Consider the following 15,322-nt stretch of genomic DNA (forward strand, 5'->3'; position numbering starts at 1 on the left):
CGCACGGCGGCAGCGTACCTTCCCTGGTCACTGTCCCGCGCCCGTACGCACCGGCGGCGCGACGGAGCCTGTGGGAGGAATCTTCTTGCTCTTGATGGCGAACGTCATCACATCCTTGAACACGGGGGCCGCCAGCTGCCCGCCGAAGTGACCGTTCTTCGGGTTCTGCAGCACCGACAACACCACCAGCCTGGGCTTGTCCGCCGGGCTGAACCCGGCGAAGGAGGCAGTGTAGCCGTCGTAGCGGCCGAGCCCGGCGTCGTAGCGGTTGGCCGTGCCCGTCTTGCCCGCCACCCGGTAGCCGGGAATGGCGGCCAGATGGCCGGTTCCCTCCTCGCCCACCGCGCTCTCCAGCATCGTCGTGATCTCCTCGGCCGTCGTCCCGCTCACCACTCTGGTCTGCTTACCAGCAGGAGCGGGGACGAACCTGCCGGAGCTGTCCGTGGTCCCGGCGACGATCTGCGGCTCGATCTTGACGCCGCCGTTGGCGATGGTCTGGTAGACGCTGGCCATCTGCAACGCCGTCACCGACACGCCCTGGCCGTAGGCGACGGTGCAGCTCTGGCTGCCCGACCACTTCTTGTAGTCGGGCAGCAGGCCCGCCTCCGCGCCGGGTACGCCGCCACCCGGCGCGGTGCCGAACCCGAACGTCTTCAGCATCTGGTAAAGGCGCGCGCTGCCGACCTTGCGCGCGGCCATGATCGTGGCCACGTTGCTGGACTGGGCCACGGCCTGGCGGAACGTCATCGACTCCGCCTTGTGCGCGTGGGCGTCGCGCAGCACCTGGTCGGCGCACCTGATCCGGTCGGGCACATGGAACACCGTGTCGGGGGTGACGGCGCGGGCCTCGAGCGCCGCGGCGGCGGTGATCACCTTGTTGGTGCTGCCAGGCTCGAACACGTCGGCGGCGGCCTTGTTGATCTGGCTGGACTCGGGGGCCTTGCGCCAGTTGTTCAGGTCGAGTTCGGGGGCGTTGGCCATGGCGATGATCTGGGCGGTCTGAACGTCCATGACGATCACCGTGCCGCTGTCCGCGCCGGCCTTCCTGACCTGCTCGGCGATCGACTTCTGGGCGGCCCACTGGATGTCGCGATCGATGGTCAGCCGGATGTCCTGGCCGTCCACGGGGGCGGTGCGCTGGCTGCTGGTCATCGGGATGCGCTGGCCGTCGCGGCCGGTCTCGACGCGCTGTTGGCCGTCGCGGCCGGCCAGGAGGGTGTTCCTGCCCCGCTCGATGCCGACCAGGCCGTTGCCCTCGTCCCCGACGAAGCCGATGAGGCTGCCCGCCAGGTCGCCCGCCGGATAGACCCTGCGGTAGGTCTTCTTGGCCGTCAGCGCGGGCACGCCGGCCTGCAGCAGGCGGGTGGCCACGACGGGGTCGACGTCCGAGGCCAGGCGCTGGTAGCGAGTGTCCGTTCTGGCAAGTTTGGCGGCGATGTCCTGCTCGCTCTTGCCCAGTTGCCTGGCCAGGAGCGTGGCGACCTTCCCGCGCACGTCGGCACTGATCTTGGACGGGTCGATCGACAGCTCTCTGGCCTCGACGGTCACGGCCAGGTCGTGGCCGTTGACGTCGGTGATCGAGCCGCGCTTGGCAGGGATGGTCTCAGTGTGCAGGCGCTGATCCACGGCGGCGGCCTCGTACACCTTGGAGTCCAGGCCCTGCATCTGGATCAGCCGGCCGGCGAAGATCGACAGCACGAACGTCATGCCGATCAGGCCGATGTTGATCCGCCGGCGCGGGCTGCCCAGCCGCAGCACCAGCGGCGGCCTGGGCGGGCGCGGCGGTGTGGGGGGCCGCCGGCCCGGGCCCCTGGGTGGCGGCACGTCTCCGCCGCGGCGTGCCGCCACCCGGTCACGGCCCTGCGCCTGCTCGGACCGGGAACCCCCGGTCTGCGTCCGGCGCAGCGGCCCGTCCCCATACCTGTCGCGGCCCCGCGGGTCGTCGCCCCGCCTGTCGCGACCGCGCGGGTCGTCGTCCCGCCTGTCGCGACCGCGCGGGTCGTCCTCCCGCCTTCCGCGCGGCCCGCCGTCCTGCGGAGACCGGCCTCGCAGCTCGTCGTCCTGCCGGGAGCGGCCCCGCGGCCGCTCGTCCCGCCCTTGGACGCGTCCCCGGAGCCGGTCATCCCGCCCCTGTGAGGGACGCCGAGGACGGTCGCCTTCCGCGTCCGCGCGACCTCTGAGACGGTCGGCATCCTCACGCCCCGCAGCGGCCGGCCCTCGGCGGCGGTCGCCTGCGTCGCGGCCCCGCGCGCGGTCGCCCTCGTCCCGCGGACGCCTGCGGACGCTCCCGTCGTCGGCGGCGTCGCCGCGGGAGCGCGCGCCGTCGCCGCGGGGACGGGAGCCGTCGGCCCCGTCCCGCCGGGCGCGATCGGAGCCCGCCGGGCCGGGGCGGTCGGCGCCGGGGCGCCGAGCGCTCCCGGATTCGCCCTCGGCCGGATCCTGCGGGGGACGGCCGCGGAAGGCGTCGTCGTCCCCGAACGGCAGGTCCAGGGGATCGGGCCGCTTGCGTGGCTGGCGCGGTGGATTCTCCGGCGACGCCGGGCGGCCCGCCCCCTCAGAACGGGCAGAGCCCCCTTGGCGCCCTGCCCGTCCCGGGCCGCCCGGCGTACGACGAACGGCGCCAGGCCCTCCTTGAGAGCCGGCGCCGCCAGCGCCGCGGCCGGGACCCTGTCCCCTGCCGCCTGAGTCCCTCACCGCTCCGTGTCCACCTGGCCGACCCGGTCACCGGCGCTGCTCCAGCCGTTGACGTCGTCCCAGTCGGGCTTCTGCCCCTGCTGCTCGGCGAGCTTGGCGATCGCGTCCGGCTGCGTCTTGAGCCGGTATTCCTGCTCGATCTTCTCGTTCTCCTGCCGGGCCACCTGGATCTCCTCGCGCAGCGTCGCGTCGGTGATGGCGTCCTGGGCAAGCATGGTGTTGAGCAGCAGCAGGCTGACCAGGCCGCCGGACATCAGCCCGACGACGAGCAGCACGAACGGCGTGCGCTGGCGGCGCGCGGGACGCCGCCGCGGCGCGGGACGCGCCTCTGCGACAGGGCGCTTCGCGCCGGCGTCGGGACGCGCCCGCTCGTCGACCGGCGCCTTCCCGCCGTTCTCGGGGCGCGTGTCAGGACGGGGCCGCGGCTTGGACTGGTGCGGCGCCCCGTACCGGCGCGTGCCCGTCTTGGGCACCGCGCGACGGACGGGCGCACCCCGGCCGGTCTCCTGCTCAGTCGTCAACACGGATCCTCTCTGCCGCCCGTAGCCGGGCCGAGGCCGCCCGCGGGTTGCGGGCGAGCTCTTCTTCGCTTGGGAGCTCTGCTCCCCTCGTCAGCATGCGGAACCTGGGCTGGTGAGCCTCCAGCGGGACGGGCAGCCCGGGGGGGCTGGTGTCCCTGGTTCGCGCCGTGAGGGCCTGCTTGGTGAGCCGGTCCTCGAGTGAGTGGTACGAGAGCACGACGACTCGCCCACCCAGCACCAACGCGTCGAGTGCCGCCGGGAGCGCCGCCTCCAGGGCGGACAGCTCCGCGTTCACCTCGATGCGCAGCGCCTGAAAAGTCCTCTTGGCGGGGTTACCCCCGGTGCGCCGAGTAGCGGCGGGAATCGCCTCGCGAACGATGTCCGCTAGCCGCTTCGTCGAGGTTATTGCCTCTTTGGCCCGTTCCTTAATGATCAGGCCCGCGACACGCGGAGCGAATCGTTCCTCGCCGTAGTCGCGCAGGATGCGGGTCAGCTCCGCGGCGGAGTAGGTGTTGACCACCGTCTCCGCCGTCAGCTCCTGCGACGTGTCCATCCGCATGTCGAGGGGCGCGTCGTAGGAATAGGCGAACCCACGCTCGGCCTCGTCCAGCTGCGGCGAGGAGACCCCCAGGTCGAACAGCGCTCCGTTGACCGTGGCGTGCCCCGCTCGGGCGAGCACCTCGGCCAGATCGCCGGAGGACGCGTGGACCAGAGTGATCCGTCCCGCGTACGGGCTCAGCCTGCGAGTCGAGAACTCGATCGCGAAAGGGTCGCGGTCGATCCCGATCAGATGCAGCGCCGGGTAGGCGGCGAGCAGGGCCTCCGAGTGGCCGCCGAGGCCGAGGTTGGCGTCGACGACGACCGGCGCCGGGCCGGACAGCGCGGGCCCGAGCAGCTCCAGAACGCGCTCGAGCAGCACCGGAACGTGACCGCCTGTGCCGATGTTGTCGTCCATCTCCAACCCCCCTCTCGCGCCCTTGCTCGCGGATGACGCGGTTATTCGGTCGATCGTGGTCATTCCTGGGTCCCCACCCGGCGCCGTCCGGCCAGGTCCCCATCCGCACCCTCTTCGTGGACGCCTGCCCTCTGACACCGGGGAAGGTGCATCAGTTGGCAGACAGTGGTTGCGGGTGGAGACCTCGCCGAACGACATCACCGACGGATCGACCGTGATCTCTACAGGATCCCTGGCAACACCTCCTCCGACAGGTCGGCGAACGCCTGCTCCTGCGCGCTGAGGTAGGTGTCCCAAGCCCCCGCGTCCCAGATCTCCAGCCGGGTGTTGGCCCCGATGACAACGCAGTCACGCTCCAAGCCGGCGTACTGCCGCAGGCCCTGCGGGATCGTGATGCGTCCTTGTTTGTCTGGCCTCTCGTCGGACGCGCTGGCGAAGAAGACGCGGCTGTAGTCGCGCACCGCCTTGGCGGTGACCGGGGCGGTGCTGAGAGCCTCGGTTATGCGCTGGAACTCCTCCACGGGAAAGACGTAGAGGCATCGCTCCTGGCCTTTGGTGATCACAAGACCCTCCGCCAGCTCCTCACGGTACTTAGCCGGCAGGAACAGCCGTCCCTTGTCGTCCAGACGCGGTTGATGGGTGCCGAGGAACATCGGCCCCACCTCCCGTGCCTCGTGAAGCGCTCAGCGCTGGTGCCCCGGGCTCTCCACTGCGCACCACCATACTCCACTTCTCCCCACCGTCAACTGATTAGGACCGTCTTCATCACCAGTTTCCGTTGCGTTACCGCAGGTCAGCGCGATGAGGCGGGGCGGAGCGCGGCGCGGGCACCGTCAACCCTCATGGGCGTGTCGAGGGTTCAAAAGATCGCGGAAATAGGGGCTGAGACACCTCGCGTTGGTCCCGGTGGAGGAAAGTGGAGCGGATCGAGGGTGCTCTGTCACGGGATTCGCACTGCTACGCGACAAGAACGGGAACATCGCCCGGGTTCCCTGGAATATCCACAAATGTCGCTCGAGAACCCACAGCGTCGTAGGGTCGTAACCACAATGAAAAGGAATGGCATGGCTCCCGCAATGCACCCCGGGGCAGCCGTAGCACTTCTCATGGAGGCCTGGTGGCAGTAACCCATGATGTCCCTCCCCAGCTCGACGAGCTGGTCACCACAGCTCACCGGATTCGGGAAGCCATCGAATCGGTGATCGAGGGCAAGAGTGACGCCGTCCGCCTCACCCTGACCGTCTTGCTCGCCGAGGGGCACCTCCTGATCGAGGACGTCCCCGGAGTGGGCAAGACCATGCTGGCCAAGGCACTGGCTCGTTCCATCGATTGTCCGGTCCGCCGGGTTCAGTTCACCCCCGACCTGCTGCCGAGCGACATCACCGGCGTGAGCGCTTATAACCAGCAGACCCGGGAGTTCGAGTTCAAGCCGGGACCCATCTTCGCGAACATCGTCGTGGGCGACGAGATCAACCGCGCCTCCCCCAAGACCCAGTCCGCGCTGCTGGAGTGCATGGAGGAGCACCAGGTGACCGTGGACGGGGTGACGTACCAGCTCGACGCACCCTTCATGGTGATCGCCACACAGAACCCGATCGAGATGGAAGGCACCTATCCCCTGCCCGAGGCGCAGCGCGACCGCTTCACCGCCCGGGTCGCCATGGGCTACCCGGAGCCGACGGCCGAGCTGGAGATGCTCGACGTGCACGGCGGCACCTCGCCGCTGGACAAGCTGCAGCCGGTGGCCGCCACGTCGGAGGTGCGCGCGCTGATCGAGGCCGTACGCGGCATCTACGTCTCGCAGGCGGTCAAGAGATACGCCATCGACCTGGTGGTGGCCACCCGCCACTCCCCGGACCTGCGGCTGGGCGCCTCACCCCGGTCCACGCTGCAGCTGGTCAGGGCGGCCAGGGCACACGCGGCGCTGGCGGGCCGCGACTACGTCATCCCCGACGACCTGCAGGACCTGGCCGTTCCCGTCCTGGCGCATCGGCTGCTGCCCAGCGTCGAGGCCCAGGGGCAGCGCCGCCTGCCCGAGCAGGTGGTGACCGAACTGATCAGGCGCGTGCCGGTGCCGGAGACGCGAGGCCGTTGATATGCGGCACGGATGGAGCGAGGCGCCGTGAGGGCCGGGCTGCAGGCACTGACCAGCAGGGGCAGGTCGTTCCTCGCCTCCGGGATAGCGGCGCTGCTGATGGCGCTCTTCCTGGGGGAGAACGACCTGTTCAGGATCGGGGTGCTGGTGACGGCGCTGCCGCTGCTGGCCGCGATGGTGGTGGCGCGCACGCGCTACCGGCTCAGCTGCGCCAGGCGCCTCGACCCGCCGCGGTCCGAGGTGGGCGGCGAGGCCACCGTGACCCTGCGCCTGGAGAACGTCACCAGGCTGCCGACCGGTCTGCTGCTCATCGAGGACACCGTCCCGTACGCGCTGGGCGTGCGGCCCAGGTTCGTGCTGGACCGCGTCGAGCCGCGCGGCGTACGGGAGATCGACTACCGGGTGCGCTCGGACCTGCGCGGCCGCTACACGATCGGCCCGCTGTCGATCCGCATCGCCGACCCGTTCGGGCTGGTGGAGCTGACCCGCTCGTTCACGATCAGCGACACGCTCGTGGTGACGCCGCACGTCGCGGCGCTGCCGCACGTACGGCTGTCGGGCGAGTGGACGGGCGGCGGCGACAGCCGTACCAGGAGTGTGGCGGCCGCGGGCGATGACGACGTGGCGCCGCGCGAGTACCGGCAGGGCGACGACCTGCGGCGGGTGCACTGGCGCTCGACGGCCCGCCGCGGCGAGCTGATGGTGCGCCGCGAGGAGCAGCAGTGGCAGAGCCGCGGCGCGCTCCTGCTCGACACCCGCAGGCACGCGCACCGCGGCGAGGGCCCGCGCTCGTCGTTCGAGGTGGCGGTCTCGGCCGCGGCCTCCATCGGCGTGCACCTGGCCCACGAGGGCCTCGGCCTGCGGCTGGTGACCGACCAGGGCGCCGAGCACCTGACGGACCGAGGCCTGAGCTATTCACTGCTCGACACCCTCGCCGTGGTGCGGCACAGCCCCGCCCGCTCGCTGGAGATGGGCGTGTCCGCCCTGCGCCAGGGCGGCGGCGACGGGCTGATCGTGGCCGTGCTCGGCGCGCTGGACGCGGAGGAGGCAAGGGAACTGGCCAGATTGCGGCACAGCGGCATCACCGGGGTCGCGGTCCTGCTCGACGTGGGCACGTGGGACGGCGGCGACGCGGAGACGGCGGAGAACCACCGTGCCGCGCAGACCGTGCTGGCCGGATACGGCTGGCGCATCGTCCAGCTGCCCGCGGGCACCTCGATCGCGTCGGTCTGGCAGGACGCCGCCAACCGCGACAGGTTCGCGCTCAACCCCACGGGAGGTGCGGCATGAGGCTGACGATCGCCTCCGGCGTGGCCGCGTTCGCCGCGGCCCTCCTGCTCTACCCGCTCTTCGATGGCGGGACGTGGTTCTGGGCGGCTCTGGGCGCCGTGCTCGCCGTGGTGGGAGCGGGCCTGGTGAGCAGCCGCCTGTCGCTGCCGGCGTGGGCGGCGGCGCTTCTGGGCGTGGCCGCGACGTGGATCTATCTGACCGCCTCGTTCGCCGCCGAGGAGGCGTGGGCGATATTCGTGCCGACCAGGGGATCGGTGCTGGAGCTCGGCCGGCTGCTCGGCGTCGGGTGGGCCGACATCCAGCGGTTCGCCGCGCCCGTGCCCACGACGGAGGGCATCACGCTGCTGACCGCCGGCGGGGTGGCGCTCATCGCGATCATCGTGGACCTGTTCGCCGCGCGGCTGCGGCGGGCGGCGCTGGCCGGGCTGCCGCTGCTGGCGCTGGCCACGGTCCCGGCGACGATCCTGCCCGACCCGATCAGCTGGCCGGCGTTCATCCTCGCCGCGCTCGGCTTCGTCGGCCTGCTGATCGCCGACGGGCGCGAGCGGGTGGGCCACTGGGGCCGGGCGGTGCTGGTGCGCCGCACGCGCATCGCGGCCGCACCGTCCGCCAGCGGCCGGCGGACCTCCGCCCCCACCCCCGTCTCCGCGGACACCAGCGGCCTGCGGCTGTCCGGCAAGCGCATCGGGTTCGCCGCGATCGCGCTGGCCGTGGCGGTGCCGGCGCTGCTGCCGGCGATGGAGCCGGTGTCGTTCTTCCAGTTCGGCGTGGGCGGCAGCGGTACGGGCGGCCGGGGCAACTCGATCAGCATCCCCAACCCGATCGCCGGCCTGAGGGGTCAGCTGGACCTGCCGGAGCGGCGGACCGTCCTCACCTACACCAACAACGACGACAAGCCGCGTTACCTGCGGATCTACGCGCTGGACACGTTCGACGGCCAGCAGTTCGGCATGACGCAGCCGAAGGGGTCCCCCGAGAACCGGACGGACAACGGCCCGCTGCCGGCGCCGCCCGGGCTCACCGGGAACCCGAAGATCAACGACGTGCGGACCAACATCCAGATCAGCGACGAGATCACGGAGCTGAAGTTCCTGCCGTTGCCGTACCCGCCCAGGGAGGTCCGGGTGACCGGCGACTGGCGCGCCGACGTCAGCTCGCTGATGGTCTTCTCCACCCGCGACGAGGCCGCGGGACTGGACTACGAGGTGGGCACCAGCGAGCCGGAGCCGACCTCCGATCTGCTGGAGACGCTGAGCGGCAACCGGGACGCGGTGGACCGGCGCTACCTGAACCTGCCCGACAACCTGCCACCCGAGATCAAGGAGCTGGCCGACAGGGAGACCGCGGGCGCCACGTCGGATTACGAGGCGGCGGTGAAGCTCCAGGAGTTCTTCACCAAGACCGGCGGCTTCACCTACACCCTGCGCACGCAGGGGCACAGCAACTCGGCGCTGCTGGACTTCCTGGTGCACTCGCGGGCGGGCTACTGCGAGCAGTTCGCCATGTCGATGGCGGTGCTGGCCAGGCTGGTCGGCATCCCGTCGCGGGTGGCGATCGGCTACACCGGCGGCACGAAGATGGGCGACCGGTGGGAGGTCACCACGAACGACTCCCACTCCTGGCCCGAACTGTACTTCGAGGGCGTGGGCTGGCTGCCGTTCGAGCCGACGCCGGCCGGGGCGCTCGGCCAGGGCAGCGCGCGGGTGCCCGCGTACACGCAGCCCGCTCCTCGCCCCACGAACTCATCCGCGGCGCCGACGCCCGGTGCCACCGGCTCGTCGGCCGCCGACGACCCGCGCGACCCGCAGGCCCGGCAGAACCCCCGCGAGCTCGACCGGGAGAGCCAGCTCATCGCCGGCACCCTGCCGCCGGAGGAGTCGACGCCGCTGATCGCCAAGCTCGGCATCGGGGCCGGCGCGCTGCTCCTCATCCTGCTGATCCCCGCGGGCGTACGACTGATCACCAGGAACCGGCGCGTGCGCACGCTGGGCTGGAAGGTGTCGCAGCCGTCGGACGAGCTGACGGCCAGGATCGTGTCGGGCGAGGGCGCCGCGGGCCGGCACCCGTCGGTCGCCGCGGCCTGGGCCGAGCTGGACGACATCCTGTACGACTACGGCATGGCCCGCCAGACCAGCGAGACCCCTCGGGCGCTGGCGCGGCGGCTGACCCAGCAGTACGAGTTCGACGCCGCGTCGGCGGAGGCCGTGTCCGCCATCGCGTCGGCGGTCGAGCGGGTGTTGTTCGCTCGCGACCCCGGCCGGATCGGGCCCATGAGAAAGGACCTGCGGACGGTGCGGCAGGCCTTGGCGGCCACGGTCTCGCGCGGGCGGCGGCTGCGGGCGGTGTTGCTACCTCCGTCCACGTTGCGCGGGCTGTGGGGTGTGGGCGAGCGTCTGCTCGACGGGTTCGACCTGCTGGAGACCATCAAGCTGCGGCGGACGGCGACCCAGAAGGGCTCCTGAGGAGCGCAGAGACGAGAGCGTGCGTCCGTTTCCCTCGGGGACGGCCGCACGCTCCGTCGTCTCCCCGGGACATCCGTGGTGAACCCTGGGGCCGGGCTCGGCGCAGGGGTGCCGGTCCTGACCGTCGGCACCGGCGGCCGTCTCGCCCCGGTCCAGGGACACGAACGCGACGCCTGGGCCCGTCCGGGGACGGCGAGTCTCGGCGTCGCGGGGCGTCGTTAGACCCAGGCACGCCGGCCTGGGTCGTCGCTGTATCCGGGCATGGTGCCCGGGCTCGTCCCGTCGGGGACCCGGCCCGCTGTCCCGTCAGTTGGGGAGTCGCGGCCGGGCCGACCGTCGGAGCGGCCCTTTCAGCGCTCGTCGTGGCGACGGCGCCAGCGCTCTTCCATACGTTCCATGAACGTACCTCGGTTGCCCCGGCGGGCCTGCTTGCCCGGCGGGACGGCCGGGCCGGAGGACGGCGCCGAGTCGCCGAACCCGTTCATGCGTTTCCAACTGGACAGGCCCCACAGACACGCGGCGAGCATGACCACGAAACCGCCGACGCCGAGCGGGATCAGCGCGCTACCACTCGTCACCACGCCGACCATCATGATGACGACGCCGAGAGCAAAGCCGATGGAGGCCCTGATCAGGCGACGCTTGTAATGGCTGCGCGGATCACTGATCCTTACGGTGTTGGCCCACTTCGGGTCCTCGGCGTAGAGGGCCTGCTCGATCTGTTCGAGCAAGCGCTGCTCGTGCTCAGAGAGCGGCACGGCGCCTCCCAAGGACGGCCCCAGGACGGGGAAGACGGCAACGGACGACACGGGGTGTCCGAACCTCGCGGTCGGTTATCCCCAGAATACGAGGCTGTAGACGTAGGCGAAAGCAAACGTCCAACGCAGACCAAACCGGAGGTGACGTCATGGCTCCATTGTGGCCCATCTCGCCCCCCTTCCCCCAAAATCGTGACACCGACGCGCCACAAAGTCCGGACATCAGCGTTATGTCTCTATTTCATCAAGCTTGCCACGTACAAGCGACGCCGGAAGCACCGCATCGGGACCGAATCTTCGGATGGCCTTGTCCATGGCCTGCTCGGCCTCGCGCCAGCCGGTCTCCCGCTCACCCAGACCGAGCTGACGGGTGGCCTCCTCGGCGGGCCGCAGATTTTCCATCCTGACCCCGACCAGGCGCAATCGCACCCGCTCCAGTCCGGCGGCCCGGTAGAGCTCGCAGGCTGTGGCGTAGATCGCCTGGGCCACGTCCGTCGGCTCGCGCAGCGTGCGCGAGCGGGTGATCGTGGTGAAATCGGCTCGGCGTAGCTTCACACTTACAGTTCTTCCCACGTGTCCGCCCTTACGCATCCGGGCGGCCACCCGCTCGGACAGGCGCAGCAGCTCCCGCCTGATCACCTCGGGGTCGTCGACGTCCGCGGCGAACGTCTCCTCGTTACCGATGCTCTTGTCGGGCACATGGGCGGTCACCGGCCGCTCGTCGCGTCCCCAGGCCAGCGCCGCCAGGTGGCCGCCCGCGGCCTGGCCCAGCTCGCGCTGGAGCGTCGCGGGAGGCACTCTGGCCAGATCCCCGACGGTACGGATGCCGAGGCGTACGAGAGACTGCTCGGTGCGCTCACCGACGCCCCACAGGGCCGACACGGGCAGCGGATGGAGGAAGTCCACGACCTGATCGGCGGGCACCACCAGCAGCCCGTCGGGCTTGCACTGCTTGGAGGCGAGCTTTGCGACGAATTTGCTGCTGGCCACGCCCACGGAGCACGTGATGCCGTAACGGTCGAGGACCTGCTCCCTGATCATGGCGGCGACGGCCGCGGGCGGGCCGAGCCGCCGCCTGGCGCCGCCGACGTCGAGGAACGCCTCGTCGGACGCGATCGGCTCGACCAGCGGGGTGATCGTGTGGAAGATCTCCATGACGCCCCTGGAGACCTCGGAGTATTTGCCGTGGCTGGGCGGGATGATCGTGGCCTGCGGGCACACCCGGCGCGCCCTGCTCATCGGCATCGCGGAGTGCACGCCGAAGGCCCTGGCCTCGTAGGTGGCGCTGAGCACGACGCCACGCCCGGCGGGCGAGCCCACGATCACCGGACGGCCGCGCAGCTCCGGGCGCTCGAGCAGCTCGACGCTGGCGAAGAAGGCGTCCATGTCGACGTGCAGGATCGGGCAGCCGCTGTCATCGACCCCGGTCCGTGGAGCGGGGCCGATGCCGGTGATCTGCTTGCGAGACACGCCGCCCATTCTATCCGAACAAGGATTCGATAACGAGGGTCCTCAGGCTCTGTGTCCGAGGACGTGCAGCTGCGTAGCGATGTCCCTGAGCACGGGGTGGGTCGCGGCGGCCTGCTCCAGCGCCACGAGAGCCTCGGCGGCGCCGGGCTCCCCGTCCACGAGCCTGCTCGGCACAAGGTCGGCGAAGACCCGCACCCCGTGAATGGCGCCGACGGCGAACCCGGTCGCGTTCAGCAGCTCGACGAGCGTCTCCGCGGTGAAGCGCCGGGGCGTGGGGTCGCGGTCGCCCCAGCTGCCGCTGGGGTCGTCCAGGACCGCCCGCGCCTCGTCGAAGTGGCCGACCAGCGCCCGGTGGATGGCGCTGGCGACCGGGTTGGCGGCCAGCACGCTGACCGCGCCACCCCTGCGCAGCACACCCGCGACGGCGGTCAGCGCGGTGATCGGGTCCTCGACGTACTCCAGCACGCTGTGGCACAGCACCAGGTCGGCGCTGTCGCGGTCGAGCAGCTCACCCAGGTCGTCGGCGTCGCCCTGCAGAGCGCTGACGCCCACGCCCTTCTCCTTGGCCCGGCGCTCCAGCGCGGCCAGCGAGTCGGGGCTGGGATCGACGACGGTGACGGTGTGACCCAGCGCGGCCAGTGGCACGGCGAACCCGCCGGTGCCACCGCCGGCGTCGACGATGTCGAGCCCCTCGCGGCCCGTGGCCGCCGTCCGCTCGGCCAGCACCGACCGCAGCGCGTCCCAGACGACGGCGGTCCGCACCGCCGGGGTCCTCGTGACGCCTTCAGCACGCAACGTCGGCTCGCCTCCCTCTCCCCCGCGACCGATCCTTCACGGACGGCTCCTTCGTGTCCTCAGCGGACGGGGCCCAGCCTACGCCGTGCGCACGATCCCCGCTCCCCACCGGTGACACCCGGACCTGGCAAGGAAGATCTGGTCTCGCCGGGTTGCCGGCGTTCCTCCGGCACCCCGGCGCACTTCGCCACCGGCCCTTTGGGGAGAAATCGGCACCGGCCCTTCGGGAGAAAGGGGCGAGAGGCGCCGCCCGAGGGAACATGGCTAGCCGTCGTAGCCGGCCGCCAGGCGTTTCGGGGCGCGCAGCCGCCAGGCGTCCGTCAGCAGCTCGCTCATCTCCTCGGCGCCCACCTCGTCGAGCCGCACCAGCACGACGGCATACCCGTCGTAGTGCGGGGTGGTGCCGAACTTGGCAGGCTCGGCCGCGAGCAGCTCGGCCTTCTCCTCCTCGCTCGCCACCGGCAACACCAGCATGTCGCCTTCTTCGCGCATCCTGGCGAACCACTTGCCGCGGACGTAGAAGGCGGGGGTGCCGTACATGGTCTTCTCGCCGGTCTCGGGCAGCGCCAGCGCGATCCGGCGGACGTCGTCTTCGGTCACCATGGATGGATGCTCGCACGAACGGAAAAGGGGCGCGTCGCGGCTGGTGACGCGCCACTTCTCCGTACGGCCGGAGCGCCCGCATCACTCGGCCAGGCTCCGCCGTGACGGCGCCGGACGCCTGACCGCGTGACGGTACACGTCCCTCGCCTGCACAAGCCGTGTGCAGGCCGGCGTGGTTGGAACGTACCCCGAACGCGCGGTCCTGGCCCGCGGAAAAGGGGTGTCTAAAGAGTGAGGCTTGGCTTGAGTTGCTTGAAGCGAGCCAGCAGACCGTTGACGAACTGCGGCGACTCGTCGGTGGAAAGCTCTCCCGCCAGGTGCACCCACTCGCTGATGACCACGCCCTCGGGCACGTCGGGCATCCACAGCAGCTCGTACGTGCCGCCGCGCAGCAGATTGCGGTCGACCGCCGGCATACGGTCGAGCGTCCAGCCCTCGGCGTACGTGGTGATCAGTTCGTCAATCCGCGCGTGGTGCCTGGCGACGCCCTCGACGATGGTGGAGGTGTACTCGTTCACCGGGGGTTCCTGCCGCTCCACGCGCTCGGCGAGGATCTTCAGCGGATCCTCGCTGCGCAACTCGGCCTCGAAGAGGATGTCGAGCGCCCGCCGGCGTGCTTTGCCGCGTGCCGACACCTCAGGCCCGGCCGAGGTATTCGCCGCTGCGGGTGTCGACCTTGACCTTCTCACCGGTGGTGATGAACAGCGGGACCTTGATCTCGGCGCCGGTCTCCAGCGTGGCGGGCTTGGTGCCGCCGGTGGAACGGTCGCCCTGCAGGCCGGGCTCGGTGTTGGAGATGGTCAGCTCGACGGCGGCCGGCAGGTCCACGTAGAGCGCGGAGCCCTCGTTGAAGGCCACCGTGGCCAGAGTGTTCTCCAGCATGTAGTTGGCGGCGGTGCCGACGGTGCCGCTGGGCACGTTGACCATGTCGTAGGTCTCGGTGTCCATGAACACGAAGTCGTCGCCGTCCTTGTACGAATACTGCATCTCGCGCTTGTCGACGTTGGCCACGTCGACCTTGACACCGGCGTTGAAGGTCTTGTCGACGACCTTGCCGGAGAGCACGTTCTTGAGCTTGGTGCGCACGAACGCGCCGCCCTTACCCGGCTTGACGTGCTGGAACTCCACAACGGCCCAGAGCTCACCGCCCTCGAGCTTCAGCACCATGCCGTTCTTGAGGTCGTTGGTCGTCGCCACTCGTTCTTCTCCCGGGTGCGGCCGCTCTTCAGGACGAGCAGCTCCTTGGTCGTCTTCGTGAAAAGTTCCGGCCCGCCATCACGTGTCACGAGGGTGTCCTCGATGCGAACCCCGCCCCCACCCGGAAGGTAGACCCCAGGCTCGACGGTGATCGGAACTCGATCCTCTAGTCTACCGGTCCTTGAAGGGCCCAGGAACGGCTCCTCATGGTTCTCCAGGCCGACGCCGTGGCCGGGACCGTGCCGGAAGCGGCTGCCGTAGCCCGCGTCCTCGGTGACGGTACGGGCGGCCGCGTCCACCTCCCTGGACTCGGCGCCGGGGGCGAGGGCCTGCCGGCCGGCCCTGTCGAGAACGGCCGCGTTCGAACCGGCGAGCCCGTGCGGTAGCGGACGTTGACCGGGGGGTGACGAGCAGCGCGGAGACCTCGTGCGCGGCCGGCTCCCCGGCGCGCCGGGGAGCCGCAGGTCATGGCGTCAATGTAC

Annotated in this window: 14 protein-coding genes; 3 read left to right on the forward strand and 11 right to left on the reverse strand. The window is 70.9% G+C overall.

Annotation, left to right across the window (positions count from 1 at the left end):
- Positions 1–27: 27 nt before the first annotated feature.
- The 4 genes from ETD86_RS18005 to mraZ form a co-directional block, all read right to left on the reverse strand.
- On the reverse strand, positions 28–1,758 hold the full coding sequence (locus ETD86_RS18005) for a peptidoglycan D,D-transpeptidase FtsI family protein (protein ID WP_484213959.1): 1,731 nt from the start codon (positions 1,756–1,758) through the stop codon (positions 28–30).
- A gap of 932 nt (positions 1,759–2,690) precedes the next feature.
- Entirely contained in the window at positions 2,691–3,215 is a 525-nt protein-coding gene (locus ETD86_RS18010; protein ID WP_138667314.1) for a hypothetical protein, read from the reverse strand.
- Positions 3,205–4,170: a 16S rRNA (cytosine(1402)-N(4))-methyltransferase RsmH gene (gene rsmH / locus ETD86_RS18015; protein ID WP_138667315.1), complete on the reverse strand. Its 966-nt coding sequence runs from the start codon at positions 4,168–4,170 to the stop codon at positions 3,205–3,207. Before rsmH ends, ETD86_RS18010 begins: the two co-directional genes overlap by 11 nt.
- A gap of 221 nt (positions 4,171–4,391) precedes the next feature.
- Positions 4,392–4,823, reverse strand: coding sequence for a division/cell wall cluster transcriptional repressor MraZ (gene mraZ, locus ETD86_RS18020; RefSeq protein WP_138667316.1), 432 nt, complete (start codon positions 4,821–4,823; stop codon positions 4,392–4,394).
- A gap of 464 nt (positions 4,824–5,287) precedes the next feature.
- On the opposite strand from mraZ, the gene ETD86_RS18025 reads away from it, so the two are divergent.
- Genes ETD86_RS18025 through ETD86_RS18035 form a run of 3 tightly spaced genes read left to right on the forward strand, consistent with a single transcriptional unit; the run spans position 5,288 to position 10,017 of the window.
- Positions 5,288–6,265, forward strand: a complete 978-nt coding sequence (locus ETD86_RS18025) for an AAA family ATPase (protein ID WP_138667317.1) — start codon at positions 5,288–5,290, stop codon at positions 6,263–6,265.
- Positions 6,266–6,292: 27 nt separating this feature from the next.
- Positions 6,293–7,555, forward strand: a complete 1,263-nt coding sequence (locus ETD86_RS18030; protein ID WP_138667318.1) for a DUF58 domain-containing protein — start codon at positions 6,293–6,295, stop codon at positions 7,553–7,555.
- Entirely contained in the window at positions 7,552–10,017 is a 2,466-nt protein-coding gene (locus tag ETD86_RS18035; protein ID WP_138667319.1) for a transglutaminase TgpA family protein, read from the forward strand. Before ETD86_RS18030 ends, ETD86_RS18035 begins: the two co-directional genes overlap by 4 nt.
- A 350-nt stretch (positions 10,018–10,367) precedes the next feature.
- Here ETD86_RS18035 and ETD86_RS18040 read toward each other — a convergent pair whose 3' ends face one another.
- The 7 genes from ETD86_RS18040 to ETD86_RS18070 all read right to left on the reverse strand — a co-directional run bounded on the left by ETD86_RS18040 (position 10,368) and on the right by ETD86_RS18070 (position 15,304).
- On the reverse strand, positions 10,368–10,775 hold the full coding sequence (locus tag ETD86_RS18040) for a DUF3040 domain-containing protein (RefSeq protein WP_138667320.1): 408 nt from the start codon (positions 10,773–10,775) through the stop codon (positions 10,368–10,370).
- 228 nt (positions 10,776–11,003) lie between these two features.
- Complete coding sequence (gene dinB / locus ETD86_RS18045; protein ID WP_138667321.1) at positions 11,004–12,245, reverse strand: DNA polymerase IV; 1,242 nt, start codon at positions 12,243–12,245, stop codon at positions 11,004–11,006.
- 42 nt (positions 12,246–12,287) lie between these two features.
- Positions 12,288–13,007, reverse strand: coding sequence for a methyltransferase domain-containing protein (locus ETD86_RS18050; protein WP_138667322.1), 720 nt, complete (start codon positions 13,005–13,007; stop codon positions 12,288–12,290).
- A gap of 297 nt (positions 13,008–13,304) precedes the next feature.
- Entirely contained in the window at positions 13,305–13,643 is a 339-nt protein-coding gene (locus ETD86_RS18055; RefSeq protein ID WP_138667323.1) for an MmcQ/YjbR family DNA-binding protein, read from the reverse strand.
- Positions 13,644–13,867: 224 nt separating this feature from the next.
- Complete coding sequence (gene nusB / locus ETD86_RS18060; RefSeq protein ID WP_138667324.1) at positions 13,868–14,278, reverse strand: transcription antitermination factor NusB; 411 nt, start codon at positions 14,276–14,278, stop codon at positions 13,868–13,870.
- 1 nt (position 14,279) lies between these two features.
- On the reverse strand, positions 14,280–14,840 hold the full coding sequence (efp, locus tag ETD86_RS18065; protein WP_138667325.1) for an elongation factor P: 561 nt from the start codon (positions 14,838–14,840) through the stop codon (positions 14,280–14,282).
- A complete protein-coding gene (locus ETD86_RS18070; protein ID WP_281286926.1) occupies positions 14,801–15,304 on the reverse strand; it encodes a M24 family metallopeptidase in 504 nt (167 codons plus the stop codon). The genes efp and ETD86_RS18070 overlap by 40 nt, the downstream gene beginning before the upstream one ends.
- Positions 15,305–15,322: the final 18 nt, after the last annotated feature.

The organism is Nonomuraea turkmeniaca (assembly GCF_005889735.1).
Lineage (GTDB): Bacteria > Actinomycetota > Actinomycetes > Streptosporangiales > Streptosporangiaceae > Nonomuraea > Nonomuraea turkmeniaca.

Bases quoted from the DNA above. Each gene is read 5' to 3' on its own strand.
- mraZ (WP_138667316.1), bottom strand. From the start codon at position 4,823: ATGTTCCTCGGCACCCATCAACCGCGTCTGGACGACAAGGGACGGCTG.
- ETD86_RS18035 (WP_138667319.1), top strand. From the start codon at position 7,552: ATGAGGCTGACGATCGCCTCCGGCGTGGCCGCGTTCGCCGCGGCCCTC.
- rsmH (WP_138667315.1), bottom strand. From the start codon at position 4,170: ATGGACGACAACATCGGCACAGGCGGTCACGTTCCGGTGCTGCTCGAG.
- ETD86_RS18055 (WP_138667323.1), bottom strand. From the start codon at position 13,643: ATGGTGACCGAAGACGACGTCCGCCGGATCGCGCTGGCGCTGCCCGAG.